Here is a 26535-nt window from a genome sequence, read left to right as displayed (position 1 = left end):
GGGTCAGGCGTGCGTCCCGGCCGCGGCGCAGGCTTCCTGGACTTTGGTGGCCTGGTTGTTCATCTCGGTGGCGGTGCTGTTGAGGCTGTCGCCGGGAATGCGCAACCCCATCTTCACCAGCAGCTTGGTGGCGCCCAGCGACCAGGTCCGCATCGGGTCGGAAATGTCCGGTGTCAGGCCCGGCGTGTTCGCGGCATCCATCGCCGTACCGGCCGCCTGGCGCAACGCCATCCGGCCGGTCGCGTTGCTGCTGGCCACGGCCGGATCGTTGTAGTCCGATCCCTCGAGCGAGTCGGCAAAGTCCCCGTAGTACTGGGCGGAACCATCGAGCACCTGGGCGAACTGCCCGCATGCCGCGACCGCCGCGGGATCGGCATTCTCCGAAGTGACCGCTCCGACCTGAGCCTGCACTGCCTGTGCCGCCGGCCCGGGCGCCGCGGTGTCGGAATCGGCATCGTCGGCGTGTGCGGTGACGGCGCCGGCCAGTCCGATGCCGAACGCGACGATCGACACCACCCCGGCCCTTCCGGTCCAGGCGACCAACCGAGATGACTTCACGACTGTTCCTCCACATACGTTCGGTTCACGGTCCCGGCCGGGTGAACCGGCGCCGAGACGGCAACTCGACACACGGTCCATTCACCACATGTCCGAACGGTGAACGAACACCCAACGGGCAGCTTCCATCTACCGTCCATTGGTTTGCGTCGGTCTGTGGAAATCATTGGGGCATACTGTGATTCCCAAAAGAACCCCAGCTCGAAGACGCTCACTCGACGGGAACAGGGCGTGAATTGTTCGCGCTCCGTTCACCGTTCGGAAACCCGGTCATTGGACGCTTCCTCGCGACGTATTCGTTACACATCCGTTGAACTCTGGATTCGACCACGAGAGGGCGATTTCACCACCATGATGAACCAACTTGCCGCTCTGGCTGCCTGCGTGCTGGTGCCGGTTGCGACTGCACCTCTCGCGCTGGCGGACCCGGTGCCGCCTCCCCCGGCCCCCGACTCTGCAATTGTGCCAGTGGATCCCACCAACCCCCTGCCGCCCGAGGGTGCGGTTCCGTCCGGCGCCCCGGGTGTGCTGAACACCCCGGACGGCTGGCACCTGGAGGTGTCCGGAAGCAACGAGACCCAGCTGCCGGTGGCACCGCTCACCACCGCCGTCTCGTCGCGCGAGTACCTGATTGCCGGCACCTTCACCGGCAAGATCACCGGCGGGGCAAGACCAAACTGAACGGCGGCACCCTTGAGGCCGGTGAGCAGATCGGCTGCGGCATCATCTCCGACGAGACCGAGATCAACCCCGGCGCCAGCCTCAGCCCGGGCATCAACCTCCCGTTCACCAACGCCACCACCGGTATTGGCGTTTCCCTGCAGGGCAAGATCTACCTGAAGCCGGGCACGGTGACCACGGTCGCCATCGACAAGAAGAAGTTCAAGGGCACCACGGCCCGCGTCACCATCACCGGCGTGCGCATCAAGACCGATCAGTGCGCCGGTCAGTCGTTCATCCGCTCGTACGCCACGCTGACGAGTTCGACCGACAACACCGACGACGTGATCACCTATCTCGGTGTCACCAAGGCCGTCTGACCACCTGCCAACCGGAACGGAAGAAAACATGTTGAAGCGTTTTGCCATTGCGGCCACTTGCATGGCGCTCCCGCTCGTGACCGCACCGCTCGCGCTGGCCGACCCGCCGGCCGGGGACGCCGGCCCGCCGCCGGACAACGGTGTCGTGGCATCGGCCGAGCCCGGCGTCGTCACCACCCCGGACGGCTGGGTGCTGACCGTCGCTGCCAAGGACGAGACCCAGCTGCCCGTCGCGCCGCTGACGACCGCCGTCTCGTCGCGCGAGTACCTGGTGGGTGGCACGTTCACCGGGACAGTCACCGGTAAGGGCAAGACCACGCTCAAGGGCGGCACGCTGGAGGCCGGCTACCAGATCGGTTGCGGTATCGAGCTCGGCCAGGTCCGCCTGATCGGCCAGGTCGGTGCCCAGGTCAACTTCGGCCTGGTCACCGGTGTCGTCCCGACCGGTGTCTCGTTCCCGATCTCGGGCACCCTGGAGATCCATCCCAAGCCGGGCACCGTGTCCAACGTCGTCGTCGACAAGAAGGAGTACAAGGCGGCGCCGGTGCGCGTCACCTTGAAGGACACGCACATCAAGGTCGACGGCTGCGTCGGTCAGTCGTTCCTGCGCTCCTACGCCACGCTGACGAGCTCCACCGAGGACACCGACGACATCGTGGCCTACTACGGCGTGACCAAGTCTGTCTGACGTCACCATGACCGTTACGCCAGATCGCTTTGTCCGCAACCGGTTCGCGGTCGCGGTGGCAGCAGGTTTGGCCGGACTGGCAACGGCGGTCGCCTTCCCGGCGGCCGCCGTTGCCGACCCACCGGCCCCGGATCCGCTACCCGCGCCGGGTGATCCCGCGCCGCCGCCACCGCCCGGACCGACGGTGCCCGTGATCGGTGCACCACTGGGCGCCGATGGTTTCAACGTGTTGGCACAGAACGGTCTACCGCCGGCCCCGGTCAGCGGTGCACTCGGTGCACCCCCGGTCACCGGGCTGGATCGGGATACCGTGCTCGGTCAGCTCCCGGTCCCCTCGGCCCCCGGCGCCAACCCGGGCACCCCGCCGAACCTGAACGTGTTCAACAACGCCTATGGACTCCCGCAGTGTCTGGTGCCCTCGGCGCCGGGCAAGTGCGAACAGTTCGATGTCGAACCCGGCCAGGAGAATGCCGATGTGAGCAAGCGGGAATGGTTCGGCCGCTACATCGACATGTACCGCGACGGCAGGCTCCGCGGTGGATTGCTCGGTCAGATGCCGCAGCAGCAGCTCGGCGAGCCACTGCCCGGTACCGCGCCACCCCCGGGCACCAATATTCCGCCCGGCCTCGTGCAGTACCTGCCCGATCCCCCACCGCCGCCGGACGGTGCGCCACCTGTTCCGGCACCGGCACCGCCGGGCTGATACATGACGACGAGAGAGGCCGCGCGCCAACAGCTTCGGCGCGACGGGGCGCGGCCTCCGCGTCGTCGCGAGCGCGACGGTGCCCCACGTCGTCGGCCCCGCCGCGAGACGTCCGGCAAGCGAACAGAATCTGTTTCAGCAAATACCAGACATCACCGATTCGTCATGCGTAAAACTCCCGTTCACCTCTTACCAAGATCATCCAATTCCCATAGTTCACAGGGTAATAACCGCCTCAAGGGCTATCGGTACCGTCGCTGACGACGAGCAGAACTCTTGCTAAAGTCAGCCATCGCAGCAAGTTTTCTTGCGTACATTCATCTCGATCAGTCGAGCAATCAATAAGGGGTTCCGGTGCGAACAGTCCTGCAGTTACCCGTTGCCGCGCTCACCGCGGTGTGCATTTCTGTACCAGCGGCCGGCGTACCGATGGCGCATGCCGCCGGTGCGCCCCCCGGGGCCGCGACACACGTCTCGACGGCGGAGGTCAGCCTCGCCGCGGCGCGTTCGGACCTGAGGCTGGTCTTCGCGAGGGTGGGTGACCAACCGGCCCTCGGCACCGCAATTGTGGAGGCGTCCGCGAAGCCGAAACTGGAGATCCTCGCACTTCCGCCAAGTGCCGCAGCCGAAGTCGCCACCAAGGGCGCGGGCGCCGTTCCCGCCGCGGTGGTCGAAGCCGGCCGGGTCGCCGCCACCAAGATCCTGGCCGACGCCAACGAGGCGTCGTTGACTACCGTGACGGCGAGCGCCACCCCGACCGATAATGTGCTTTCCCGTGCACTCCAAGGTGTTTGGAACTTCGGCCTGTGGACCGGATCCAGCAGCGTCCCACCGCTGCCCACCGGATTCGACACCAAGACCTACACCTCGATCCTCAAGGTGCTCTCGAACCTGGTCAACGTCGGCCTGCTGCCCTTCACCGTGGCCAACCAGGTACTACAGGGCCAGTGGAGCGCCATCCCCACCAACATCACCAACACCCTCAACACGTTCTCCACCTCACTGGGCCGGCTCCCCGGCTCCTTCCAGGAGACCTTGAACTGGATCATCAACGGCACGGTCCCCGCCGCGACGGTGACCACCGCCGGCGCACTGGCGGCCACCCCCGGCGCCACCTCGAGCGCCACCGCCACCCCGACCGACAATGTTCTTTCCCGTGCACTCCAAGGTGTTTGGAACTTCGGCCTGTGGACCGGATCCAGCAGCGTCCCACCGCTGCCCACCGGATTCGACACCAAGACCTACACCTCGATCCTCAAGGTGCTCTCGAACCTGGTCAACGTCGGCCTGCTGCCCTTCACCGTGGCCAACCAGGTACTGCAAGGCCAGTGGAGCGCCATCCCCACCAACATCACCAACACCCTCAACACGTTCTCCACCTCACTGGGCCGGCTCCCCGGCTCCTTCCAGGAGACCTTGAACTGGATCATCAACGGCACGGTCCCGGTCGCCACGGCAGCCACCGCCGGCGCCGTGCTGGCCACACCGGCGGCCAACGCGACGGTGTCGACCAATGCGGCGGCGTCACCCAACGCGACGGCCACCGACAACGTGCTCACCCGCGCGCTGCAGGGTGCCTGGAACATCGGCCTCTGGACCGGATCCAGCAGCGTCCCACCGCTGCCCACCGGATTCGACACCAAGACCTACACCTCGATCCTCAAGGTGGTCTCGAACCTGGTCAACGTCGGCCTGCTGCCCTTCACCGTCGTCAACCAGGTACTGCAAGGCCAGTGGAGCGCCATCCCCACCAACATCACCAACACCCTCAACACGTTCTCCACCTCACTGGGCCGGCTGCCCGGTTCCATCGGGCAAACCCTGCACTGGATCGTCACGGGGACCGCCACCACCGCCCCGACCGTCAAGCCGACCACCCTGGCGGCCGGGGCCATCACTCCCGTCGAGGGCGCGACGACGGCCGAAGCGGTGACCGGCAAGGCCGCCAAGAACCCGACGGCGACGGGCACGGGCGCCGGCACCAAGGAGACCGATACGGGCACCAAGGACGGCACCGAAGGTGCGGGCACCGGAGCCACCGGCGGCGGCACGGATACGGGCGGCACCACCGGTGGCACCAAGGATTCCTCGGGCACCGAATCCGGCTCCACCGGTGATACCAAGGCCGGTGACACCAAGCCTGGCGACACCAAGGCCGGCGACACGAAGGCCGGCGACACGAAGACTGGTGATACCCAGCCTGGTGATACCAAGGCCGGCGACGACAAGGCCGGTGACAAGGACGCCACCGACACCACCAAGGGCTCGACCACCAGCACGCACAGCGCCGGCAGCGCCAACAGCGGGACCTACGGCCGGCACGCCCGCCAGGACGATGGCAGCGGCTCGACAGCATCGGCTTCGACCGGCACGTCGACCACATCCTCGACCGGCGGCCGGCACCGCAAGCCCGAGGGCGGCAGCTCGACCGGCTCGTCGTCGTCTTCGTCGGAAGGTGGCGAACACAGCTCGGCCGCATAAAACCGGCCCTCTGTTCGACGAGGCCCTCAGCGCTGCGCTGGGGGCCTCGTTGCCGTCCGGGTTGCCGCCTGGATGGGCATTCAGTTTCGAGGCGTACAGTCGAGTTTGTTCATTACATCAGCTAACTAAAGTGGGACAGGGGGCTTGTGATGCCACGTGTAGACGGTGACACCTGGGATCTGGCGTCCAGCGTCGGAGCCACCGCGACCATGGTCGCGGCCGCACGAGCGATCGCCTCGGCGGCACCGGAGCCGGTGATCGATGACCGGTTCGCCGCGCCGCTGGTGCGGGCGGTCGGCGTCGACTTCTTCACCAAGCTCGTCGACGGTGAGATCACCGAATCGGATCTGGGCGACGACCCGCAGATGAACATCGTGCGGTTCGCCGACGGCATGGCCGCGCGGACCCGATTCTTCGACGAATTCTTCGAGCAGGCAACGGCTTCCGGGGTTCGGCAGGCCGTCATCCTGGCCGCGGGCCTGGATGCCCGCGCCTACCGGCTGGACTGGCCGGCCGGCACCGTGGTGTTCGAGATCGACCAGCCCGATGTCATCGAGTTCAAGACGCGGACACTGGCCGACCTGGGCGCCGAGCCGACCGCGGAGCGTCGTGCGGTGGCCGTGGACCTGCGTGAGGACTGGATGTCGGCGTTGCGTGCCACCGGATTCGACGCCTCGGCACCGACCGCATGGATCGCCGAGGGCTTGTTCGGCTATCTGCCGTCGGAGGCCCAGGACCGGCTGCTCGACCTGATCACCGAGAACAGCGCTCCGGGCAGCCGGGTCGCCGCCGAGGCCGTACCCGGTATCACCGACGCGGACCACGACGCGGTCCGCGAGCGGATGAAGTCGGTGACCGACAAGTGGGCCGAGCACGGATTCGACCTGGATTTCAGCGAACTCGTCTACCTGGGCGACCGGACCGACGCGGCCGCACACCTGGACAGCTTGGGCTGGGACACCTCGACGGCGACCACCAATGAGCTGCTGGCCCGCTACGGCCTTCCAACCCTCGACGAGGAGAACCAGTTCGGTCAGGCCTGCTACATCGCCGCGGTGAAGTGATGGCCCGGTCGGAAGCCGACAGCTGGGACCTGGCCTCCAGCGTGGGCGCGACCGCGACGATGGTGGCCGCCGCCCGTGCCCTGGCCACCGCGGAACCCGACGCGATCATCGACGATCCGTTCGCCGCGGACCTGGTGCGCGCCGTCGGTGTGGACTTCTTCACCCGTTTGGTCAACGGCGACATCGAGATCCCGGACGACACGGCGGCCGGCGGCATCCGGCTGATCACCGACACGATGGCGGTGCGTACCCGGTTCTTCGACGACTTCTTCGAACAGGCCACCGAAAACGGGGTACGCCAGGCGGTTATCCTCGCCTCCGGGCTGGACACCCGGCCGTACCGCCTGACGTGGCCGGCCGGCACCGTCGTCTACGAGATCGACCAGCCCGAGGTCATCGCGTTCAAGACGCAATCGATGGAGGCGCTGGGCGCCGCCCCGTCCGCCGAGCGCCGGACCGTGGCGATCGACCTGCGCGACGACTGGCCGGCGGCGTTGCGCCAGGCCGGCTTCGACACCTCCGCCCCGTCCGCATGGAGTGCCGAGGGCCTGCTGATGTACCTGCCGCCGGAGGCTCAGGACCGGCTCTTCGACCACATCACCGCGCTGTCGGCGGCCGGCAGCCGGCTGGCCACCGAGTACCACGGCGCCGATTTCGGGCAGTCGCTCGGCGAGCGGGCCAAGGAGATGTTCGACCGCTGGGGCCCGCAGGGATTCGACCTCGACCTCACCCAGCTGTTCTATCCGGGCGAGCGCAACGACGTCGTCGACTATCTGTCCGCCCGCGGTTGGCAGGTGCGCAGCCGCAGCCGCCGCGACGTCTTCACCGACTACGGGCGGGAGTTCCCCGAACTGGCCTCCCCGCTGCGCCAGTCGGTGTCCATCACCGCCATCCGTGACTGAACCACTCACCGAGGATTCTCCATGGCATCCAACACAACTCAACGCTCCGACGGCGACACCTGGGACCTGGCCTCCAGTGTCGGCGCCACCGCCACCGCCGTGGCCGCCGGCCGCGCCATCGCCTCCCAAGGTCCTGAGCCACTGCTGACCGACACGCTGGCCGAACCCCTGGTACGCGCCGTCGGCCTGGAATCCTTCGTCAGGCTCATCGACGACGAGCTTCCCCCGACCGACGATCCGGTGACAGACCGTCAGCGCATGCGCGAACAGATCACGGTGCGCACCCGGTTCTTCGACGACTTCTTCACCCGCTCGACCGCGGCGGGCATCCGTCAGGCCGTGATCCTGGCATCGGGACTGGACACCAGGGCCTATCGGCTGGACTGGCCTGCCGGCACCGTGGTGTTCGAGGTCGACCAGCCCGAGGTCATCGCGTTCAAGACCCAGACCCTGGCCGCGCTGGGCGCCGGGCCCGCCGCAGACCGCCGGACCGTCGGCATCGACCTGCGCGACGACTGGCCTGCCGCGTTGCGCGCGGCGGGATTCGACCCGGGCAAGCCCACCGCCTGGATCGCCGAGGGACTACTGATCTATCTGCCGCCCGAGGCGCAGGACCGGCTGTTCGACAACATCACCGCGTTGTCGGCACCAGGCAGCCGGCTGGCCACCGAGGAGATGGACCTGTCCGCGCTGCCCGACGACTGGGCCGAAAGACTCGCCGAACGGTCCCGGCGGTTCGGCACCGGGATCAATCTCGCGGAGCTGTTCTATCACGGTGAGCGCGCCTCCGCGGCGACGTATCTGGGTGGCCACGGCTGGCAGACGACGGTGCTCAAGGGTGCTGATGCGTTCGCGGCCAATGGGTTCGAGCAACCCGATGACGAATGGCGAACGCTCGGGGCAGACTCGGGCTATCTGTCCGCGACCTTGGGAGGATGATCATGGCCCGCACCGACGACGATTCCTGGGATGTGGCCTCCAGCGTGGGGGCCACCGCCACGCTGGTGGCCGCCGGCCGCGCCATCGCCAGCACCGACCCCCACGGTTTGATCGATGACCCGTACGCCGCGCCGTTGGTACGCGCGGTCGGCATCGATTTCTTCACCAAGATGGTCGACGGGGACCTCGATCTGGCCGATATCGCGCCGGACGCGGCGCAACGAGCCCGCGCCAACATCGACGAGATGGCTGTCCGGACAAGATTTTTCGACGACTACCTGACCACCGCCACGGACGCCGGCATCCGGCAGGTGGTCATTTTGGCCTCCGGCCTGGACTCCCGCGCCTACCGGCTGGCCTGGCCCGCCGGGACGGTGGTCTACGAGATCGACCAGCCGGACGTGATCGATTTCAAGACCCGCACGCTGGCCGGTCTGGGCGCCGAGCCGACGGCACAGCGCCGCACCGTGTCCATCGACCTGCGCGAGGACTGGCCGGCCGCATTGACGGCCGCCGGTTTCGAGCCGGCCGCCCCCTCGGCGTGGCTGGCCGAGGGCCTGCTGATCTACCTGCCGCCCGACGCCCAGGACCGGCTGTTCGACCTCATCGACGAGTTGAGCGCCCCGGGCAGCACCATGGCCACCGAATACGTGCCGGGATTGCGAGACTTCGACGCCGAGCGGGTCCGCGAGGAGACCGCCGCCCTGCGTGCCCACGGCCTGGACCTGGACATGCCGTCACTGGTCTACCCCGGTGAGCGGCATTCCGCGGTCGACTATCTGGGATCCCGCGGCTGGGAGATGACCGGAACGCCCCGGGCCGAACTCTTCGCCCGCTACGGGCTGCCGCTGCCCGAGTATGTCGAGGGCAACCCGATGGCCGAGATCATCTACATCAGCGGTACTCAGAAGCGGTAGTCGCCCAGCCACAGTGCCGTCACACCGGTGACGGCACCGTGCGCCTGTTCCAGCGCCCCGATCATCGACCGGCCCAGTAGCGCGCCCACCGCCTGCGGCAACGATGCCGCTGCCGGCTGCGAGGATGCCTTGGGCCGCAACATATCGAGCACCGACGACCCCGGATAGCCGACCAGTCGCACGGCGGCGTCGGGCGCCAGCCCGGCGAGCACCTTGGCCCGGGTCACGGCGGTTCGCAGACCGCCGAGTTCGTCGACCAGCCCGCGGTCCAAGGCATCGGCGCCGGTCCACACCCGGCCGCGGGCCACCGCATCCACGGCCTCGACGCTGAGGTCGCGGCCGTCGGCGACCCGCTGCACGAAATCGGTGTAGAACAGGTCGGCTTCGGCTTCGACGTGCGCATGCTGTTCCGCAGTGAACGGCGCGTTGACCGACCATGCGTCGGCATTGGCGTTGGTGCGCACCGAGTCCGTGCCCACGCCGAGGCGGCCCTTGAGCTCGCGGGCCACCAGCTTGCCGGTGACGACACCGATGGATCCGGTGATGGTGCCCGCGTTGGCGACGATCTCGTCGGCGGCCATCGACACGTAATAGCCGCCGGACGCGGCCACCGCACCCATCGACGCCACCACCGGCTTGCCCGCCGCCTTGGCCCGAACCACTTCGCGCCAAATGGTTTCCGATCCGGTGACCGAACCGCCGGGGCTGTCCACCCGCAGCACGATCGCCGACACGTCGTCGTCGGCCGCCGCCTCGCGCAGCGCGGCGGCGATGGTGTCCCCGCCCGTGCTGGAATTGCCGATCGGCAGCACCTGCGGTCCCCCGCGTCCGCTCACGATGGGTCCGTGCAGGGTGACCACCGCGATGGTGGGTTTGGGCTTGCGGCCCGGGACATTCGGCACCGGCTTGGTGGCGGTGGCCCGCGCATACCGGGACAGGAACAGTCGCGGCGGCGCGTCCGGCCCGTCGGCAACCGCTGCCCCACCGCTGAGTTCGGCGATGCGGGCGTAGGCCTCGTCACGGAAACCGATGCGGTCGACCAGACCGCCGGAGATCGCGTCGTCGCGTAGCAGCGGCGCCTTGTCGGCCAGTGCGTCGACCGCGTCGGCCTCGAGGTGCCGCGAGGCGGCAACCGCCGCCCGCACCTGGGCGTGCAGGCTCTCGATCATCGCGCTGTCGGCCTCCCGATGCGCGTCGGTGTAGCTGTCCTGGGTGAAAAGGTTTGCCGCCGATTTGTATTCACCACGAGCCACGAACTGCGCTTCGATGCCGGCCTTGTCCAGCGCATCGCGCAGGAACATCGCATTCGTGGCGAAGCCGACCAGCCCGACGGTGCCCGACGGCTGCATCCACACCTCGCGGAACGCCGAGGCCAGGTAGTAGGACATCGTGCCGGGATAGGTTTCGGCCCAGGCCAGCGTCGGCTTCACGGCACCGAACTCGGCAACGGCCGCGCGCAGTTCCTGCACCGGACCCGGTGCGGCCGCCGGGATCTGGACCCGGGCGATGAGCCCGGCCACCCGGTCGTCCTTGGCGGCGCGGTGGATCGCGGCGACGGCCTGCCGCAGGGTGACGGGCCTGCCGCCGGCCGAGATGAGCGCCAGCGGGTCGAATCCGACCGTCTCCGGCGGCACGGCCTGCAGATCGAGTTCGAGCACACACCCGTCGGGCACCCCGTTGTGCCGTGCGGTGTCCACCTTCCTGACGATGGCGCGCAGGTCCGCGGGGCCCGAAAGAAAACCGGGGAGAAAATCGGGGAGAAAACCGAACATCACCCGAGCCTACCGATCACCGCCCGGCACTCATCGGGACGTGATCCGCCGTACCGTGTGTGGGTGCGATTCTCCATCTCTGTGCCGCAGTTCGCCGGCGAGGCGTTCGACACCGTCGGGGTGCAGGACTACCTGGTGCGCGCCGAGGAACTGGGGTTCGACGGCGGCTGGACGCTCGAGCAGACCGTGGGCCCGGCACCGCTGATCGCACCACTGGAACTGCTGGCCTATGCCGCCGCATGTACGACGCGGCTGCGGCTGGGGGTGGCCGTGCTGGTCACCTCCCTGCACGATCCGCTGCAACTGGCGTCGGCGGTCACCGCCGTCGACCGGCTCAGCCACGGCCGCCTGGACCTCGGTGTGGCGCCGGGCGGCGGATTCCGCCAGTTTCCGGCTTTCGGGGTCGACGGTTCGTCGTTCATCGCCAGCTTCACCGAGGGCCTGGAATTGATGAAGGCCGCCTGGTCGGACGAGCCGCGGCTGACCTTCCACGGGCGATTCCGCGACGTGGACGACCTGCAGATCGTGCCGAAGCCGGTGCAGCGCCCGCACCCGCCGATCTGGTTCGGCGGCAGTGCGCCCGCCGCCCTGGCCAGGGCGGTGCGGCACGGGGACGCGTTCCTGGGCGCCGGCTCGTCCACCACCGCCGCGTTCGCCCAGGCGGTCCGCACGCTGCGTCGCGAACTGGACGAACAGGCAAAAGACGCGGCTCATTTCACCATCGGTAAGCGTGTCTACCTGATCGTCGACGACGACAAGTCGGTGGCGTGGGACCGAGTGCTGGCCGGGCTGCACCGGATCTACGGCCGCACGACGGAGCTGCAGGGCGTCGCGGTGGCCGGCACCGTCGATGATGTGGTGCGCGGCCTGAGCGAGGTGATCGCGGCCGGGGCCCAGACCCTGCTGCTCAATCCGGTTGGCGCGACGGTCGCCGAGGACCGTGAACAGATGGAACGCCTTGCTGCAGAAGTGATCCCGCGACTGTCCTGAACGATGACCCGACCCAGCGCACCGAGAGGGTGGTATTGGCCTGCCCGACCCCTCGCCCCCCGGCAGGCCAATACGCACGTATTGTCTCACGATACCGGCGTCCATGTCATCCCGGGCTATACGGTGGGGCGGTGACCCGCTGGCCGCCGGATCGGAAGCCCGATCCGGCCGCGTCGAACGTCGAGAAGATCCGCGATGCGGCACTCGTCAGTTTCGCTGCGCGTGGTGTGGATGCCACCTCGTTACGCGAGGTCGCGTGTGCGGCCGGGGTCTCCATCGGCTTGGTTCAGCACCATTTCGGCACCAAGGCCGGCCTGGTCGAGGCGGTGGACCGGCACGTAGCCGACGTGATCCGAACCAGCCTGGCCACCGGGGCCGGCCCCACCACCACCGAGGCCTTCGGCCGGCAGGTCACCACGCTGCTCGCCGAGCACACCACGGCGATGGACTATCTGGCCAGGGCGCTGGTGGAGGGCACTCCGATCGGGATCACGACCTTCGACGCGCTGGTCGCCGCGGGCGACGCACGCTGGGAACGACGGGCCGAGCACGGCCTGGTCCGCCCGGATCTGGATCGCACCTGGGCGGCACTGAATCCGCTGCTGCTGGTGCTCGGTGCGATCATCCTGCGAGCGCATCTGGACCGGCACCTGCCCGACCGATTCACCTCCGAAACGCAGTTGTCGCGCTGGGAGGACGCCGTCAACGATCTGCTTCGCCGCGGCCAGCTGCGGGCCGAGGACTGACAGACACGGGCGCCTGCCCACCGAACGACGACGGCCCCCGCCGAAGCGGGGGCCGTCGCGGTGGTACTTCGCTTACAGCTCGGTCGCCGAGCCGCCGGCAGCGGTGATCGCCTCACGGGCGCTACCGCTGAACTTGTGGGCGGTGACGTCGACCTTGGCGGAGAGCTTCCCGTCGCCGAGAACCTTCACCAGCACGTTCTTGCGCACCAGGCCCTTGGCCACCAGCTCGTCGACACCGACGGTGCCGCCCTCGGGGAACGCCTTGCCGAGGTCGCCGATGTTGACCACGGCGTACTCGGTGCGGAACCGGTTACGGAAACCCTTCAGCTTGGGCAGCCGCATGTGGATGGGCATCTGGCCACCCTCGAACGTCGCGGGGACGTTCTTGCGGGCCTTGGTGCCCTTGGTGCCACGACCCGCGGTCTTACCCTTGGAGCCCTCACCACGACCGACGCGCGTCTTCGCGGTCTTCTCGCCGGGCGCCGGCTTCAGGTCATGCAGTTTGATAACGCTCATGATCTCCTAGACCTCCTCGACCACGACGAGGTGGTGCACGGTCTTGATGAGGCCGCGAGTCTGGGCGTTGTCCTCGCGGACCACCGACTGGCGGATCTTGCGCAGACCCAGCGTGCGCAGACTTTCGCGCTGCTTCCAGCGAGCACCGATGGTGCCCCGCACCTGGGTGATCTTCAGTTCAGCCATTGTTATGCCGATCCTTCACGCGCGGCCGCAGCGGCCAGCGCTTCGCTCTCGCGACGGGCCTTGAGCATTCCGGCCGGCGCGACATCCTCGATGGGCAGACCACGACGGGCCGCCACCTCTTCCGGACGCTGCAGCAGCTTCAGCGCGGCAACGGTGGCGTGCACCACGTTGATCGCGTTGTCGCTACCCAGCGACTTCGCCAGGATGTCATGCACCCCAGCACATTCCAGCACGGCACGCGCGGCGCCACCGGCGATCACACCGGTACCCGGGCTGGCCGGACGCAGCATCACGACACCGGCCGCGGCTTCACCCTGCACCGGGTGGGTGATGGTGCTGCCGATCAGCGGCACCCGGAAGAAGCCCTTGCGAGCTTCCTCGACACCCTTGGCGATGGCGGCCGGAACTTCCTTGGCCTTGCCGTAGCCGACACCGACCATGCCGTTGCCGTCACCGACTATGACCAGCGCGGTGAAGCTGAAGCGCCGACCACCCTTGACCACCTTGGAGACGCGGTTGATGGTGACGACACGCTCGATGTAGTTGCTCTTCTCGCCGCGGTCGTCACCGCGGCCACGACCACCGCGGTCGTCGCGACGGCCCCGACCGTCGCGATCGCCACGACCGCCGCGATTGTCCTGCGCCGAACCGGCGCCAGCCTGCTCGGCCATCATGCAGTCCTCTCGTTGAATGTCATCAGAACTTCAGCCCGCCCTCGCGCGCGGCGTCGGCCAGCGCGGCGATGCGGCCACCGTAGGTGTACCCACCGCGGTCGAACACCACGGCCTCGACACCGACGGCCTTGGCGCGCTCGGCGATCAGCTGACCGACCCGCACGCTGTGTGCCTTCTTGTCACCGTCGACGGCACGCACATCCGCCTCGATCGACGACGCGGCCGCCAGCGTGGTGCCGGTCAGGTCGTCGATCAGCTGCACGTGGATGTGCCGCGCCGAGCGGTTGACCATCAGACGCGGGGTCTGCGCGGTGCCTTCGACCTTTTTGCGCAGCCGGGCGTGGCGACGCAGGCGCGCGGTGCGCCGGGTCTCGGAGATGTTCTGCCCCACCGGCTTACGGGTGGTGGCTTCGCTCTTCGTGGTAGCCATGGGTTACTTACCTGTCTTTCCGACCTTGCGGCGGATCTGCTCACCCTCGTAACGCACGCCCTTGCCCTTGTACGGGTCGGGGCGGCGCAGGCGACGGATGACCGCCGAGATCTGGCCGACCTTCTGCTTGTCGATGCCGGACACCGAGAACTTGGTGGGCGTCTCCACCGCGAAGGTGATGCCCTCCGGCGCCTCGATCAGCACCGGGTGGCTGTAACCGAGCGCGAACTCCAGGTTGGACCCCTTGAGCGCGACGCGGTAACCGACGCCGAAGATCTCCATCTTGGTGGTGTAGCCCTGGGTCACCCCGGTGACCAGGTTGGCCACCAGCGTGCGCGACAGCCCGTGCAGCGAGCGGTTGCGACGCTCGTCGTTGGGGCGGGTCACCACGATGGCGCCCTCGTCGTTGCGGCTGACCTCGATGGGCTCGGCGATATCCAGAGCCAGGGCGCCCTTGGGTCCCTTGACCGACACCTTCTGGCCTTCGATGGTCACATCGACCCCGGCGGGAACCGGGACCGGCTGCTTTCCAATACGCGACATGTTGTGTTTCCCCCTACCAGACGTAAGCGAGGACTTCGCCGCCCACGCCCTGTCGAGCTGCCTGGCGGTCGGTGAGCAGACCCGAGGACGTGGAGATGATCGCCACGCCAAGGCCGCCGAGCACCCGGGGCAGATTGGTGGATTTTGCGTAGACCCGCAGGCCGGGCTTGCTCACCCGGCGCAGGCCGGCGATGCTGCGCTCACGGCTCGGGCCGTACTTGAGCTGCACCACCAGGGACTTGCCGACGCGGGCGTCCTCGGTGCGGTAATCGGAGATGTAGCCCTGCTCCTTGAGGATCTCGGCGATGTTCGCCTTGATCTTCGAGTGGGGCAGCGTCACCTCGTCGTGATACGCCGAATTGGCGTTACGCAGACGTGTCAAGAAGTCTGCGATGGGATCGGTCATCGTCATGACAGCCGGTTCACCTTCCTCGCGGCGGTTCCACGTCCCAATCCCTTGGGGTGGCCTGCCGTGTTCTGAAATCGGTAATGGATGCTGTGGTTACCAGCTGGACTTCTGCACGCCGGGCAACTCGCCGGCATGCGCCATCTCGCGCAGGCAGATTCGGCACAGGCCGAACTTGCGGAACACCGCGTGCGGCCGGCCGCACTTGTTGCAACGGGTGTAACCGCGCACCGCGAACTTCGGCTTCTTCTGAGACTTGTTGATCAGAGCTTTCTTGGCCATGCTCAGTTCTCCTTGAACGGAAAGCCGAGAGCCCGCAGCAGCACTCGTCCTTCATCGTCGGTCGTCGCCGAGGTGACGACGGTGATGTCCATGCCCCGCGGGCGGTCGATCGAGTCCACGTCGATCTCGTGGAACATCGACTGCTCGTTGAGACCGAAGGTGTAGTTGCCGTTGCCGTCGAACTGCTTGGGGCTCAGGCCGCGGAAGTCGCGGATACGCGGCAGCGCGATCGACACCAGGCGGTCGAGGAATTCCCACATCCGGTCGCCACGCAGCGTCACCCGGGCGCCGATCGGCATGCCCTCGCGCAGCTTGAACTGCGCGATCGACTTGCGGGCCTTGCGGATCTCGGGCTTCTGGCCGGTGATCAGGGCGAGGTCGTTGACCGCACCGTTGATCAGCTTCGCGTCGCGGGCGGCGTCACCGACACCCATGTTCACGACGACCTTCACCACGCCGGGGATCTGCATCACGTTGGCGTAGTTGAACTCGTTGTTCAGCGCGTCGCGGATCTCTTCGCGGTACCGCTGCTTCAGCCGCGGCTGGACCTTGTTTTCTACGGTGGTCATGTCAGATGTCCTTGCCATTGCGCTTGGAGACGCGGATCTTCTTGCCGGACTCCTCGTCGACGCGGTAGCCGATGCGGGTCGGGTTGCCGTCGGAATCGACGACCATCACGTTGGACACGTGGATCGGTGCCTCCTGCGTGACGATGCCGCCCGAGGAGGCGCCCCGCTCGTTCTGCGACTGCGCGGTGTGCTTCTTGATCCGGTTGACGCCCTCGACCAGGACCCGCTCGCGGGTCGGGTAGGCCTCCAGGACCTTGCCCTTGGCGCCCTTGTCCTTACCGGAGATGACCAGCACGGTGTCGCCCTTGTGCACCTTCATTACAAAACCTCCGGGGCCAGCGAGACGATCTTCATGAAGCGCTTCTCGCGCAGTTCACGACCGACCGGCCCGAAGATGCGGGTGCCGCGCGGGTCGTTGTCGTTCTTGATGATGACGGCGGCGTTCTCGTCGAACTTGATGTAGCTGCCGTCGGCGCGGCGGCGTTCCTTGACGGTGCGCACCACGACGGCCTTGACGACGTCACCCCGCTTGACGTTGCCGCCCGGGATGGCGTCCTTGACGGTCGCCACGATGATGTCGCCGATGCCGGCATAGCGCCGCGACGAGCCACCGAGAACCCGGATGCACAAGATCTCCTTGGCACCCGTGTTGTCGGCGACCTTCAGCCGCGATTCCTGCTGAATCACTCGATCTCCTGACCTGGGTTTGTGTGCACGCCAGATACCGACCTGGACGTACGCGGTCTTTGTCACCCGAGGGCACGCAGGGTTTCCTCACGCGGAGATAACCGAGGTCTGCCCCAGGCAACCCCTAGATACTAGGCGACGAGCCCGGCAGCGCCAAATTGCTGCGGTTTTGGCCCAGAATCGGGCCCCGCCGACACCCCAGTTCAACACCCGGGAGGTCAGCAGCACCAGCAGCCCCGGCGAAGTCGGCAGGACCGCCCACTTCGACTCCGCGGTGCGGTTGGCGGCAAGACCGGCCCACAGACCGAATTCGTGATCTCGCCCCCAGCGGCCGCGATGGCGTAGCCGACACGTCACCGAGGACGAACCGCGAACCGGGCGCGCGACGACGCCGACCTTCGGCCAGAACTGGTAGGTCAGCATGTCCGGCCAGAAAATCCGGTGCAGCCCAGCGGTATTCGCGATGATCAGATCGATCGCGATGGCCCACAACACCAATTCGATACGGGCGCGTGCCAGCGGAGCCGCTTACCCGGGGCAAGCCAGCCGATCTCGGCAATGCGCCGGCCAACCGGTCCGCACCTGCTCGTCTGCCACGACGCCAGGTGCCGCAGCCCACCGGGTCCACCCCAGGTATGGAATCTCGCTGAGAAATATTCTCAGCGGCCGTCACACCGCGCGGCGGTGAGTTCCACCTCGACCGGCGCGCCCGATGGCAACGACGACACGCCGACGGCGCTGCGGGCGGGCAGGGCACCGGGACCCAACTCGGCCGCCAGGGCCGCGGAAGCACCGTCGGCCACCGCGCTGAGCGCGGTGAAATCCGGCGTGCACGCGACATACACCGTCATCCGCAGGCAGCGCAGGCCCGCACCGCCGGGTAGCACCGAGCGGACGGCGGCCAGGGCATTGCTCGCGGCGAACCCGGCCGCGGTACGCGCCGCATCGGCCGACATCGTGGCGCCGACGGTGCCGGAGCTGACGAGCACGCCGTCGCGCCGGGGCGTCATACCTGCGGCGTAGATCACGCCGCCGTGTTCGACGACGGCCACGTAGTCGCCCTGCGGAGGGGGCGGGGTCCTTTCAGTCGACACCGATCGCCACTCCTTCCTGACGCGGATCGGCTGCGGCACTCAACAGACCCCGGTCATCGACCGAGATCACCTGCGCGCTGCCGCCCCCACCCCATTCCGGCTGGACCACGACCCGGTGCCCCAGCTCCGCCAGTTCGGCCCGGACCGCGGCGGGCACCCCGGCCTCGACCCGCAATTCGTCCGGCGCTCCCAGCACATCGGCGTCCGAACCCGGGAACACGGTGAATCGCGGTGCTGCCACGGCCTCGGCCGGGTCCAGCCCGTGGTCGAGCAGATGCGAGAGCAGTTGCATGTTCCACTGCACCTGGCCGTCTCCGCCAGGGGTGTTCCCGACATGCCGCAGCGCACCCGCGTCATCGGTGACGATCCAGGCATTCAGGGTGTGCAGGGGTTTGCGCCGCGGTTGCACCATGTTCGGATGCCCGGCCTGCAGATACGCTCCCCGCCCCAGCCGGTTGTTCAGCACCACGCCGGTACCGGGCACGGTGAACTTGGCACCGAAGGTGAAAGCCAGCGAATGGATGAAGCTGACCGCACGCCCGTCGGCGTCCACCGCCACCGTCGATGTGGTGTCGCCGGCGGCCACCGTGAAGGGACCGCGCTGCTCGGCACGCGCGTCGAGATCACGGCGTTGGACATCGAGGCGATCCGCGGCCAGAACGAGTTCGGCGCCGCTGTTATCGCTGCCGCACAGTGCGAGACGATCGGCGAAGGACAGCCTGGCCGCCCTGGCCATCCGGTCGATCGCCTCGGCCGCGAGCCAGCCGGAGGACCCGACCACGCCATCGCACAGGGCCGCCTGCTGTAACACCATCCACCCGGGGGTGGGCAGCGGTGTCTGGTGCAGCGTCGCTCCGGCGTAGCGGCCGGTGACTGCAGGTTCGGCCGTCATTTCGGCCCCCGCGGCCCATTCGTCACCGCTGAACGGCGCACCGCCGGCGCGCAGGGCCTCGACCGCGCGCCGGGCGAACTCACCGGTATAGAAACTCGCCGGATCGCGCGCCAAGGCCCGAATGGAGGCAGCCAGCTCGGGCTGCGCCAGTCGCCGACCGACGGGCGCCGGCCGGCCGTGGGGTGCGTAGATCGCCGACAGCCCAGGATCGGCGGCAACCGCGTTCGCGGCCGCGGCGACGTCACCTGCGGTGCGCGCCGAACAGGGTATGCCGTTCTCGGCGATGTGAGCGACCCGCTCCCAGAGCTCCGGCAGTGACCTGCTGGCCCCGCCGCCGTGCAGTGCGGCCAGCGCCGCGGGTGCACCAGGTACCGCGACGGCCAGCGGACCGTCCAACGGTATGCGTGAAAATCCTTGTGCGGCATAGAACTCCGTCGTTCCGCCGTCCGGTCCGAAGCCGGAACCGTTGACCGTCCAGACCCGCCCGTCGGGTTCCCGCACGACGGCAAAGGCATCGCCTCCGATACCGCACTGCCCGGGCAGCAGCAGCCAGGTCATCGCAGCCATGGCCAGCGTCGCATCGACGGCATTACCACCGTCGGCCAGCACCCGTGCCCCGGCCAGACTGGCGGCGGGATGGCTGCTGCTCACCATCGCACCCGCCGAAAGAGTCGGCGGCCGCTGAACCGTGCTCATCAGGCGCCCCGGCGGGCTCGCCGGGTGGGCCCGGCCGGCAGCTCTCCGGGCTCGACGCCGACGAAGATCTCGCCGTCACGTTCCTGGCACGGGTAGGTCTTGATCGGCACGGTGGCCGGCGGGCTGATCGGCTCACCGGTCTCCAGGTCGAAGGCACTTCCGTGACAGGAGCAGCCGATGCCGTCGTCGCGCAACTTGCCCGACGACAGCAGGCAATCCAGGTGGCTGCAGTAGTTCGACGTCGCGTACGCCCGGCCGTTCAGCCGGGCCACGGCGAACTCGTACTCCCCGGCGTAGAACCGGCGCACGATCCCCTCGGGCACCTGACCCGACCGGGCCACACGTACGAATTCCATTGCTGCACTCCGTGTCTCTGTCGTCATCTCGTGTAGGTCATCTCGTGTATCAGGCGTCCACGTAGACGGTCTTCTCGGCGAGGTAGAACTCCATCATCGAGGCGCCGGCCTGTTCCTTGAACGTCGCCGACGACGACGCCTTGTAACCGCCGAACGGGGCGTTCATCGCCATGCCGGTGGTGGGCTGGTTGATCTTGACCAGCCCGGTCCGCACCCGGCGCGCGAACAACCGGGCGGTCGCCAGATCGCCGGTGACGATGGCAGCGGACAGCCCGAAATCGGTGGCATTGACCAGATCGATCGCCTCGGAAAGGGAACCCGAGCGTTGGAAGGCGATCAGCGGACCGAACACCTCGTCGGTGACGATGCGCATCCCGGGTTCGGCGCCGGTGAACACCGCGGGCGTCACGAAGTATCCGCCCGGGTGACCGGCCACCTCGACCGTGGTACCGCCGTACCGCAGTGTCGCCCCGTCGCCGACCCCGGCGGCGACGTAGTGCATGAACTTCTCCAGTTGTTGCGCACTGGCCAGCGCTCCCATGTCGACTCCCGGGGTCCCACCGGGGCCCACCCGCAATGCCTTGGTGCGCTTGATGACCCGCTCGACCAGCGCGTCGTGGATGGTGTCGGTGACAACCACCCTGCTGGTGCCGGTGCAGGCCTGGCCCGACAATCCGAAGGCGCCCTTGACGATCAGCGCCGCCGCGCGGTCGAGGTCGGCGTCGTCGGCGACCAGCACCGCATTCTTGCCACCCATCTCCAACTGCACGCGCCGGTGCGGCCCCATCCGGCCGTGGATCGCACGGCCCACCTCGGTGGAACCGGTGAACGTGACCGCCGCGACGCGTTCGTCGGCGACCACCGCCGCCCCGGCCCGGCCGTCACCGTGCACCAGCGCGATGGCCGTCGGGGGCAACCCACCGTCCAACAACGCCTCGACCAGACGCTGACCCATCAGCGGGGTGAGCTCAGAGGGCTTGAACAGCACCGGGTTGCCGACCGCCAACGCCGGCCCGAGTTTGCGGGACGGGATGTTCATCGGGAAGTTCCACGGCGTGATCGCGGCGATGATGCCGACCGGCTCACGGACCGTGTACACCAGGGTGTCACCCGCGGACGGCAATGTCACGCCTCCGGATCGGGTCGCCTCGGCAGCGTAGAACCGCAGGTTGGCCGGCGTGCGGCTGACCTCGGTGGTGGCCTCGGCGAGGGTCTTACCCTCTTCCCGGACCAGTTCGGCGATCAGCTCTGCCCGCCTCGATTCCAATTGCGCGGCAGCGGCTTCCAGGATCGCCGCCCGGCGCTCGGGTGCCGTCGCCGCCCACTCCGGCGCCGCCTTCGCCAATCCGTCGACGGCGTCGGCGACATCCTCGGGCCGCGAAGCGGGGAAACTGCCGACGAGGTCGGTGGGGTCGGCGGGATTGGCCCGCACGAAGGTCTCGCCGGACCGGGCCGGCACCCACGACCCGCCGATCAGGTTCAGACCGTCGATCATCGGGTCACCTGCGCTTCTTCGTCGATATCGGCGTAGACCAGATCCCACAGATCGGTGCCCTCGTCGAGCAGCGCATCGACGTCGACGGCGCGATCCAACAGTTCCCGGGCCGCCGTGATGTCCGCACCGCAATCCATGGCAAAGGCGCCGCGGACGGTGGTGCCCTCCAGATAGAAGCCGGTGAACTCGCCTGCGTCCACGTCGCCCCTGACGACGGGGTCGCCGGTGGCGGCCCCCACGAATTGCAGGTTCCGACCGTACTGATCCGACCAGAACCACGGGGCGTCGTCGGAGATCGTGTCGCGGCCGAGCATCGTGTTGGCCACGGCCACCCCCTGCCGGCTGGCATTGTCGAAGTGCTCGGGACGAATGTGGCGGCCCGCGCGGGGTGAGTAGCGCCGCGCCACGTCACCGGCCGCGAAGATGTTGCTGACCGCGGTGCGCCCCGCTGCGTCCACCACGATGCCATCGTCGGTGTGCAGGCCGGACGCCTCGGCGACGGCGGTGTTGGGCGTGATCCCGATCCCGATCACCACGGCGTCTGCCTCGACCGGTCCTGATCCGTCGACATCGATGAGCACGCCCGCACTGGTGGTGCGAATACCGTTGATCCGCATTCCGGTTCGCAGGTCCACCCCAGCCTCGCGATGGAGCCGGCAGACAGCCGCGGCCATCGCCGGACCCAGCACCCGGGCCAACGGGACAGGCACCGACTCCAACACCGTGACGTCGACGCCGAGGGCTGTCGCGGTGGCGGCAAGCTCCAGGCCGATGAAACCCGCACCGACGATCGCCAACCGGCGTCCGGGTCGCAGTGCCGACGCCAGCCGCCGCGCGTCGTCGAGCGTGCGTAGATAGTGCACCAGCTCGGGGCGTGGCCCGGGTACCGCCAGGGTGCGCGGCGCGCCGCCCGTGGCGAAGAGCACCGCGTCGGCCTGCACCGCCGCGCCGCCCTCCAGCTCGACCCTGCGTGACATCGCGTCCACCCGCACAACGGTGGTCCCGGTGACGATGTCGACGTCGTGGTCGGTCACCCAGGTCGGCGGCAGGATCCACAACGAATCCTCGGTATCGGCTCCGGCGAGGAACTCCTTCGACAGCGGTGGTCGCTGATAGGGCAGGTGCGGCTCATCCCCGATGAGCCTGATCCTGCCGTCGTAGCCCTGCCTGCGCAGGTTCCTGGCCGCCACCGCCGCTGCCTGGCCCGCGCCGACGGTGACGATGTTCTGTACCGTCATGCGTTCGCGCCTTCCTCGCGGCCCACCGGTGCATGCCGGACCGCTGCCGTGTCGACATAGACGGTGTCGTCCTGTACCCGCACCGGATAATTCGGTTGGCAGCGGTCCTGGTCGGCCTCGTAGCCGGTTTCCAGGTCGAACTGCCACTGATGTCCCGGACAGATCACCTTGCCGTGCAACAGGGTGCCCTTGAACAGCGAACGGTCTTGGTGCACACAGAGATCCGCGAGTGCGTACACCCGGCCTCCGGCCTGGAACAGCGCAATGGCAAGGCCGTCGACCTCGACGCGCAGCTTGCGCCGCCGCTCCAGATCCTTGGTGGTGGCCACCGCGATCCACATACGCTCCCCTTTCTCGCGATGTCGGCGCGCTCCCGTTCACCGGGCGGACGCGAGCGCGCCGAGTCCACTCAGATGCCGGCCGGCTCCAACTCGGGCGCGACATAGGTGTCGTACAGCCCCTTGGTGTAGGAGAAGCGCATCTCGGCGCCCCATCGCACCATCTGCAGGCAGCGTTGCTGCAGCTGCGGGGTGTCGGCGTGATCGAGCACGATCTGGTAGCCGCGCTCGCCGTGCACCACGTCGGAGGTGATGTGCAGGTCGAAGAACTCGATCTCGTCCTCGGTGAACTTGTACACCTCACGCAGCGGCACGATCTGCTTCGTGTAGATACTGGGCACCTGTGATTCCAGCCCGACCACCAGCGCTGCGGTCGCGACGACGAAGTGCTCGCGTTGCGACACCGCGTAACACCATGACTGCAGACCACGGGTGATGGCGTTCATGTTATTCGGATCCTCGATCCGGTCCTTGGTGGTGCCGCACGCCTCGCCGAACTTGATCAGCAGATCGGTGTGCCGGATGTCGGCCAGCTCCTCCTCGTACATGTTCTGCAGCGTGAAATCTTTTGCGCCGGTGTACTCGTCGGGAGTGTTGGCGTAGATGTTGGCCAGGTAGTCGGCAAAGGGTCCGACATAGTGGTAGTGGTTCTCGGCCCACCGGGCGAAATGGTGGCGCTGCAACCGCCCCTCGGCCCAGGCCTTGGAGAACGACGCGTTCTTGGCCTCGCGGCCCTTGATCGCGTTCTCCAGCTCAGCGCGAAACTCGGTACGGTCCAACAGTTCGGTCATGCTCTTCGGTCCTTTCGATCGGTTTCATCTGCCAAAGCGACTGCATGTCAACGGTTTTCTCGTCGCGATGCATTGCCGCAGATTCGCGGCGCACCGACGACGTTATCCAGTAGGGCGATGTCGCGACAGGGACAACATCACCCGATCGCTCGACGCGATGGGCCATGCTGCACAGCACGTCACCGGCCGATCGCCGCCGTCAGCGCCTCGAACTCGGCGAGGATGGCCGCCCCCACCGCCTTGTCCTGCGCGCCGTTGCCACCGCTGATGCCGATACCGCCGACGATCTGATCGCGGTACACCAGAGGGAAACCACCGACGAATACCGCGAACTTGCCGGGCAACATGTGACTGATGCCGAAGGCTTCGTTTCCGGGCAACGCCGGTCCACCGGGCGCCTCGTTGAACAGGTGGGTGGCGCGCTCGTGCCCTGCCGCGGTGAAGGCCTTGGCGATGGAAATGTCGACGCCGGTCAGTCGGGCACCCGGAAGGCGGTGCAGGGCAATCACATTCCCGCCGTCATCGCAAATGCAGAGCGTCTGCTTGACCCCGATCTCCTCGGCCTTGGCCCGGCCGGCCGCCAGTAAGGGCAGCGCGTCGTCGAGAGTGATCCGATAGATCTGATGCATGGCGAGCATGACTCCTTGCAATTGTGCCGATATGGTCGGCGCCGGCCGGAACCGCTGATCCGCAGGCCGTGCGCCTGATGAGATGTCTACTCGGACACATCGACACCCGCCCTGGTCACAATGTCTGCACTCTGGCCGCCATTCGGGTCAATCTGCACATAGGGTGGGAGCCGAAGCCGGTGTGATCGTGGAGTGTCGAGACGCCGACACCGGCGTCCACACCGCAAAGAGCAGGTCGAACATGGGATCAGAGCAGCGTTCCGCAGACCGGATGACCGTCGCCGGATTGCTCGACGAGTCGCTCATGTCGGGCGCCCGGGTGATTGCGGGCGACGACCACCTCGGTCGCGAATTACGTTGGCTGTTACCACTTTCAGAGGTTATGGCGCGTCCCGATCCACTCGACGCAGTGGCGGTGTACGCGCGTCCTGAGTCGCTGTTGGCCGGGGTCGCCACCCTGGGCGCGCTGGCCGCCAGAGGCGCACGGGCGCTGGTGATCGACGGCGTGGCGCCCGCCGATTTCCCGCCGATACCGCCGAGCGGACTCGTGGTGATCGAGATGGCCTTCCCGGTCGGATTCGCCGCGCTGAACCGGCTGCTCGCCGAGCGGGCACTGAGCCAAGAGGTGCACGTCATGCGCTACGCAACGCACGTGCACGCCTCGTTGGCCAGCTTGTTCCACCGCGGCGCCGGTCTGCAGATACTGATCCGCGAGGTGTCCAATCTGGCACGCAATCCCGCGATCGCGCTGGACGCCCGCGGCAAGGTCGTCGGACACAACGGGCTCGCCGCAGAAGTGGCCACCGCGCTTGCCGAGGCCCTGGTCCCCAAGCTGACCGTCGATCTGCCCGCCGCCGCCCGGCTGTCCGCCCATCACGACACCCGGGTGGAACACATCGCCGACCCGCACGGCGCCGTCTGGACCGCCATCTCCACGGCGATCCGACTCGGCAAGGAGTTCGAAGGCTGGGTCGTGGTGGTGTGCAACGCCGAGCCGGGCGCACACGATCTGGCGCGGCACCTGGTCGTCACCGAACAAGCCACCGCGATCATCGGCTCGGAGATGCTGCGACAACACAGCGTGGACGAAGCCGAGGAACGGGCCCGCGGTGACTTCATCCAGGCCCTGGTGCACGGTCATTTCTCCAGCGCACACGAGATGCGGGCGCGCGCCGAGTACCACGACATCGACATCGATTCGCGGTTCGGTGTCTTCGTCGCCCCCGGCACCGTTCCACGGGGCGTGGACAATCCCACCGCGAGCATGGTCCGGCTGGCACGGTATGCCGCCAATGTGGCGCCGGATCCCGCCGTGCGCTCGTATGTCACCGTGCTCGGCGACGTCCTGGTGGTCGTGCGGTCGCTGCGCGCCGAGGCCGACACCGCGATGAACCAGGAGATGGCGCACTACGCCGAGGCGATGGCCGACGAACTGGGCCATCGCCGCGGTGCGGCCGTGGCGGTGTGCCACAGCAGGCCGGTGTCGGGCGCCCAGGCGGTGTCCGCCAGCTATCGCGAGGCCCGCGTCGCGCTCGGCATCGCACGGCGGCTGGGTCTCACCGGTGCCGTGTCCTACCAGGATCTGCGCAGCTTCACCGTGCTGGCCGAGGTCGCCGAAACCGAGCAGAGCCGCGCCCTCGTCAACGACATTCTCGGGCCCCTGCGCGCGACACCCGACCTGCGTGACTTCCTCACCGGCTACCTCGCCAACGGCGGCAACGTCAACGCCACCGCGCGAGCGCTCAACGTGCACCGCAACACCATGCTGGCCAAACTCGATCGGGTGTCGCGTGATATCGGCCTGGACATCCGGTTGCCCGACAACCAGTTCACCGTCTGGCTGGCCATCCGGCTGGACCTGCTCACCGAGGTGGCGGCCGCCGTCGATCGGGAGGCCAGCTTCCGCTGACAGC

31 protein-coding genes and 1 pseudogene are annotated in these 26535 nt (G+C 67.9%); 11 read left to right on the top strand and 21 right to left on the bottom strand.

Annotated features, from left to right (window positions below):
- Positions 1-3 precede the first annotated feature (3 nt).
- Positions 4-558, bottom strand: a complete 555-nt coding sequence (locus AWB94_RS23200) for an Rv2240c family protein (protein WP_234811857.1) — start codon at positions 556-558, stop codon at positions 4-6.
- Positions 559-909: 351 nt separating this feature from the next.
- On the opposite strand from AWB94_RS23200, the pseudogene AWB94_RS23195 reads away from it, so the two are divergent.
- The 8 genes and pseudogenes from AWB94_RS23195 to AWB94_RS23160 all read left to right on the top strand — a co-directional run bounded on the left by AWB94_RS23195 (position 910) and on the right by AWB94_RS23160 (position 9292).
- Positions 910-1598, top strand: a pseudogene (locus tag AWB94_RS23195) (MspA family porin).
- 28 nt (positions 1599-1626) lie between these two features.
- Positions 1627-2286 (top strand): MspA family porin, encoded by a 660-nt coding sequence (locus tag AWB94_RS23190; RefSeq protein WP_062658219.1) that lies wholly within the window; start codon positions 1627-1629, stop codon positions 2284-2286.
- Positions 2287-2293: 7 nt separating this feature from the next.
- Entirely contained in the window at positions 2294-2989 is a 696-nt protein-coding gene (locus AWB94_RS23185; protein WP_234811856.1) for a hypothetical protein, read from the top strand.
- 354 nt (positions 2990-3343) lie between these two features.
- Positions 3344-5470 carry a hypothetical protein gene (locus AWB94_RS23180; RefSeq protein ID WP_133058224.1) on the top strand — a complete coding sequence of 709 codons (2127 nt, stop codon included), beginning with the start codon at positions 3344-3346 and terminating at the stop codon, positions 5468-5470.
- 149 nt (positions 5471-5619) lie between these two features.
- On the top strand, positions 5620-6534 hold the full coding sequence (locus AWB94_RS23175; protein WP_062658221.1) for a class I SAM-dependent methyltransferase: 915 nt from the start codon (positions 5620-5622) through the stop codon (positions 6532-6534).
- Complete coding sequence (locus AWB94_RS23170; protein ID WP_062658222.1) at positions 6534-7436, top strand: SAM-dependent methyltransferase; 903 nt, start codon at positions 6534-6536, stop codon at positions 7434-7436. The genes AWB94_RS23175 and AWB94_RS23170 overlap by 1 nt, the downstream gene beginning before the upstream one ends.
- A 21-nt stretch (positions 7437-7457) precedes the next feature.
- Positions 7458-8375: a class I SAM-dependent methyltransferase gene (locus AWB94_RS23165; RefSeq protein WP_062658223.1), complete on the top strand. Its 918-nt coding sequence runs from the start codon at positions 7458-7460 to the stop codon at positions 8373-8375.
- Positions 8376-8377: 2 nt separating this feature from the next.
- Positions 8378-9292: a class I SAM-dependent methyltransferase gene (locus AWB94_RS23160; RefSeq protein WP_062658224.1), complete on the top strand. Its 915-nt coding sequence runs from the start codon at positions 8378-8380 to the stop codon at positions 9290-9292.
- On the opposite strand, the gene sppA is transcribed toward AWB94_RS23160, so the two are convergent.
- Positions 9280-11064: a signal peptide peptidase SppA gene (gene sppA / locus AWB94_RS23155; protein WP_062658225.1), complete on the bottom strand. Its 1785-nt coding sequence runs from the start codon at positions 11062-11064 to the stop codon at positions 9280-9282. The genes AWB94_RS23160 and sppA overlap by 13 nt on opposite strands.
- Before the next feature lie 63 nt (positions 11065-11127).
- On the opposite strand from sppA, the gene AWB94_RS23150 reads away from it, so the two are divergent.
- Positions 11128-12054 carry an LLM class flavin-dependent oxidoreductase gene (locus AWB94_RS23150; protein ID WP_062658268.1) on the top strand — a complete coding sequence of 309 codons (927 nt, stop codon included), beginning with the start codon at positions 11128-11130 and terminating at the stop codon, positions 12052-12054.
- 131 nt (positions 12055-12185) lie between these two features.
- Complete coding sequence (locus AWB94_RS23145; protein WP_062658226.1) at positions 12186-12800, top strand: TetR/AcrR family transcriptional regulator; 615 nt, start codon at positions 12186-12188, stop codon at positions 12798-12800.
- 72 nt (positions 12801-12872) lie between these two features.
- Here AWB94_RS23145 and rplO read toward each other — a convergent pair whose 3' ends face one another.
- The 19 genes from rplO to AWB94_RS23050 form a co-directional block, all read right to left on the bottom strand.
- Complete coding sequence (gene rplO, locus AWB94_RS23140) at positions 12873-13316, bottom strand: 50S ribosomal protein L15 (protein ID WP_062658227.1); 444 nt, start codon at positions 13314-13316, stop codon at positions 12873-12875.
- A 6-nt stretch (positions 13317-13322) separates the two neighbouring features.
- A complete protein-coding gene (rpmD, locus tag AWB94_RS23135) occupies positions 13323-13502 on the bottom strand; it encodes a 50S ribosomal protein L30 (protein ID WP_024453893.1) in 180 nt (59 codons plus the stop codon).
- A gap of 2 nt (positions 13503-13504) precedes the next feature.
- On the bottom strand, positions 13505-14173 hold the full coding sequence (rpsE, locus tag AWB94_RS23130; RefSeq protein WP_084395335.1) for a 30S ribosomal protein S5: 669 nt from the start codon (positions 14171-14173) through the stop codon (positions 13505-13507).
- A gap of 25 nt (positions 14174-14198) precedes the next feature.
- Complete coding sequence (rplR, locus tag AWB94_RS23125; RefSeq protein ID WP_062658229.1) at positions 14199-14606, bottom strand: 50S ribosomal protein L18; 408 nt, start codon at positions 14604-14606, stop codon at positions 14199-14201.
- Positions 14607-14609: 3 nt separating this feature from the next.
- Positions 14610-15149, bottom strand: coding sequence for a 50S ribosomal protein L6 (gene rplF, locus AWB94_RS23120; protein ID WP_024453890.1), 540 nt, complete (start codon positions 15147-15149; stop codon positions 14610-14612).
- Between the two features lie 13 nt (positions 15150-15162).
- Positions 15163-15561, bottom strand: coding sequence for a 30S ribosomal protein S8 (gene rpsH / locus AWB94_RS23115; protein WP_062658230.1), 399 nt, complete (start codon positions 15559-15561; stop codon positions 15163-15165).
- Between the two features lie 90 nt (positions 15562-15651).
- The gene (locus tag AWB94_RS23110; RefSeq protein ID WP_024453888.1) at positions 15652-15837 is read right to left on the bottom strand and encodes a type Z 30S ribosomal protein S14; all 186 of its coding nucleotides are present in this window, start codon (positions 15835-15837) and stop codon (positions 15652-15654) included.
- Between the two features lie 2 nt (positions 15838-15839).
- Positions 15840-16406 carry a 50S ribosomal protein L5 gene (gene rplE / locus AWB94_RS23105; protein WP_024453887.1) on the bottom strand — a complete coding sequence of 189 codons (567 nt, stop codon included), beginning with the start codon at positions 16404-16406 and terminating at the stop codon, positions 15840-15842.
- A gap of 1 nt (position 16407) precedes the next feature.
- Positions 16408-16725 carry a 50S ribosomal protein L24 gene (rplX, locus tag AWB94_RS23100; protein WP_062658231.1) on the bottom strand — a complete coding sequence of 106 codons (318 nt, stop codon included), beginning with the start codon at positions 16723-16725 and terminating at the stop codon, positions 16408-16410.
- A complete protein-coding gene (gene rplN / locus AWB94_RS23095) occupies positions 16725-17093 on the bottom strand; it encodes a 50S ribosomal protein L14 (protein ID WP_024453885.1) in 369 nt (122 codons plus the stop codon). Before rplN ends, rplX begins: the two co-directional genes overlap by 1 nt.
- An 87-nt stretch (positions 17094-17180) precedes the next feature.
- Positions 17181-17585 (bottom strand): hypothetical protein, encoded by a 405-nt coding sequence (locus AWB94_RS36335; protein ID WP_131805359.1) that lies wholly within the window; start codon positions 17583-17585, stop codon positions 17181-17183.
- Between the two features lie 167 nt (positions 17586-17752).
- Positions 17753-18187: a RidA family protein gene (locus AWB94_RS23085; protein WP_062658233.1), complete on the bottom strand. Its 435-nt coding sequence runs from the start codon at positions 18185-18187 to the stop codon at positions 17753-17755.
- Positions 18177-19775 carry a gamma-glutamyltransferase family protein gene (locus tag AWB94_RS23080; protein WP_062658234.1) on the bottom strand — a complete coding sequence of 533 codons (1599 nt, stop codon included), beginning with the start codon at positions 19773-19775 and terminating at the stop codon, positions 18177-18179. The genes AWB94_RS23085 and AWB94_RS23080 overlap by 11 nt, the downstream gene beginning before the upstream one ends.
- Positions 19775-20131 (bottom strand): Rieske (2Fe-2S) protein, encoded by a 357-nt coding sequence (locus tag AWB94_RS23075; protein ID WP_062658235.1) that lies wholly within the window; start codon positions 20129-20131, stop codon positions 19775-19777. Before AWB94_RS23075 ends, AWB94_RS23080 begins: the two co-directional genes overlap by 1 nt.
- A 49-nt stretch (positions 20132-20180) precedes the next feature.
- On the bottom strand, positions 20181-21626 hold the full coding sequence (locus AWB94_RS23070; RefSeq protein WP_062658236.1) for an aldehyde dehydrogenase family protein: 1446 nt from the start codon (positions 21624-21626) through the stop codon (positions 20181-20183).
- On the bottom strand, positions 21623-22864 hold the full coding sequence (locus AWB94_RS23065; RefSeq protein ID WP_062658237.1) for an NAD(P)/FAD-dependent oxidoreductase: 1242 nt from the start codon (positions 22862-22864) through the stop codon (positions 21623-21625). Before AWB94_RS23065 ends, AWB94_RS23070 begins: the two co-directional genes overlap by 4 nt.
- Positions 22861-23205 carry a Rieske (2Fe-2S) protein gene (locus AWB94_RS23060; RefSeq protein ID WP_062658238.1) on the bottom strand — a complete coding sequence of 115 codons (345 nt, stop codon included), beginning with the start codon at positions 23203-23205 and terminating at the stop codon, positions 22861-22863. Before AWB94_RS23060 ends, AWB94_RS23065 begins: the two co-directional genes overlap by 4 nt.
- A 68-nt stretch (positions 23206-23273) precedes the next feature.
- On the bottom strand, positions 23274-23993 hold the full coding sequence (locus AWB94_RS23055) for an iron-containing redox enzyme family protein (protein WP_062658239.1): 720 nt from the start codon (positions 23991-23993) through the stop codon (positions 23274-23276).
- 179 nt (positions 23994-24172) lie between these two features.
- Positions 24173-24622, bottom strand: coding sequence for a GlcG/HbpS family heme-binding protein (locus AWB94_RS23050; RefSeq protein WP_062658269.1), 450 nt, complete (start codon positions 24620-24622; stop codon positions 24173-24175).
- 241 nt (positions 24623-24863) lie between these two features.
- Between AWB94_RS23050 and AWB94_RS23045 the strand changes: the two genes are divergently transcribed.
- A complete protein-coding gene (locus tag AWB94_RS23045) occupies positions 24864-26531 on the top strand; it encodes a PucR family transcriptional regulator (protein WP_062658270.1) in 1668 nt (555 codons plus the stop codon).
- Positions 26532-26535 lie beyond the last annotated feature (4 nt).

Source organism: Mycolicibacterium canariasense (genome assembly GCF_002101555.1).
Classification (GTDB): domain Bacteria; phylum Actinomycetota; class Actinomycetes; order Mycobacteriales; family Mycobacteriaceae; genus Mycobacterium; species Mycobacterium canariasense.
The sequence above is the reverse complement of the archived record's forward strand: the minus strand, read 5'-3'. Positions and strand labels throughout refer to the sequence as shown.

Bases quoted from the DNA above. Each gene is read 5' to 3' on its own strand.
- AWB94_RS23190 (WP_062658219.1), top strand. From the start codon at position 1,627: ATGTTGAAGCGTTTTGCCATTGCGGCCACTTGCATGGCGCTCCCGCTC.
- AWB94_RS23185 (WP_234811856.1), top strand. From the start codon at position 2,294: ATGACCGTTACGCCAGATCGCTTTGTCCGCAACCGGTTCGCGGTCGCG.
- AWB94_RS23175 (WP_062658221.1), top strand. From the start codon at position 5,620: ATGCCACGTGTAGACGGTGACACCTGGGATCTGGCGTCCAGCGTCGGA.
- AWB94_RS23170 (WP_062658222.1), top strand. From the start codon at position 6,534: ATGGCCCGGTCGGAAGCCGACAGCTGGGACCTGGCCTCCAGCGTGGGC.
- AWB94_RS23165 (WP_062658223.1), top strand. From the start codon at position 7,458: ATGGCATCCAACACAACTCAACGCTCCGACGGCGACACCTGGGACCTG.
- AWB94_RS23160 (WP_062658224.1), top strand. From the start codon at position 8,378: ATGGCCCGCACCGACGACGATTCCTGGGATGTGGCCTCCAGCGTGGGG.
- sppA (WP_062658225.1), bottom strand. From the start codon at position 11,064: ATGTTCGGTTTTCTCCCCGATTTTCTCCCCGGTTTTCTTTCGGGCCCC.
- rplO (WP_062658227.1), bottom strand. From the start codon at position 13,316: ATGAGCGTTATCAAACTGCATGACCTGAAGCCGGCGCCCGGCGAGAAG.
- rpmD (WP_024453893.1), bottom strand. From the start codon at position 13,502: ATGGCTGAACTGAAGATCACCCAGGTGCGGGGCACCATCGGTGCTCGC.
- rpsE (WP_084395335.1), bottom strand. From the start codon at position 14,173: ATGGCCGAGCAGGCTGGCGCCGGTTCGGCGCAGGACAATCGCGGCGGT.
- rplR (WP_062658229.1), bottom strand. From the start codon at position 14,606: ATGGCTACCACGAAGAGCGAAGCCACCACCCGTAAGCCGGTGGGGCAG.
- rplF (WP_024453890.1), bottom strand. From the start codon at position 15,149: ATGTCGCGTATTGGAAAGCAGCCGGTCCCGGTTCCCGCCGGGGTCGAT.
- rpsH (WP_062658230.1), bottom strand. From the start codon at position 15,561: ATGACGATGACCGATCCCATCGCAGACTTCTTGACACGTCTGCGTAAC.
- AWB94_RS23110 (WP_024453888.1), bottom strand. From the start codon at position 15,837: ATGGCCAAGAAAGCTCTGATCAACAAGTCTCAGAAGAAGCCGAAGTTC.
- rplE (WP_024453887.1), bottom strand. From the start codon at position 16,406: ATGACCACCGTAGAAAACAAGGTCCAGCCGCGGCTGAAGCAGCGGTAC.
- rplX (WP_062658231.1), bottom strand. From the start codon at position 16,725: ATGAAGGTGCACAAGGGCGACACCGTGCTGGTCATCTCCGGTAAGGAC.
- AWB94_RS23080 (WP_062658234.1), bottom strand. From the start codon at position 19,775: ATGAGCACGGTTCAGCGGCCGCCGACTCTTTCGGCGGGTGCGATGGTG.
- AWB94_RS23075 (WP_062658235.1), bottom strand. From the start codon at position 20,131: ATGGAATTCGTACGTGTGGCCCGGTCGGGTCAGGTGCCCGAGGGGATC.
- AWB94_RS23070 (WP_062658236.1), bottom strand. From the start codon at position 21,626: ATGATCGACGGTCTGAACCTGATCGGCGGGTCGTGGGTGCCGGCCCGG.
- AWB94_RS23065 (WP_062658237.1), bottom strand. From the start codon at position 22,864: ATGACGGTACAGAACATCGTCACCGTCGGCGCGGGCCAGGCAGCGGCG.
- AWB94_RS23060 (WP_062658238.1), bottom strand. From the start codon at position 23,205: ATGTGGATCGCGGTGGCCACCACCAAGGATCTGGAGCGGCGGCGCAAG.
- AWB94_RS23055 (WP_062658239.1), bottom strand. From the start codon at position 23,993: ATGACCGAACTGTTGGACCGTACCGAGTTTCGCGCTGAGCTGGAGAAC.
- AWB94_RS23050 (WP_062658269.1), bottom strand. From the start codon at position 24,622: ATGCATCAGATCTATCGGATCACTCTCGACGACGCGCTGCCCTTACTG.
- AWB94_RS23045 (WP_062658270.1), top strand. From the start codon at position 24,864: ATGGGATCAGAGCAGCGTTCCGCAGACCGGATGACCGTCGCCGGATTG.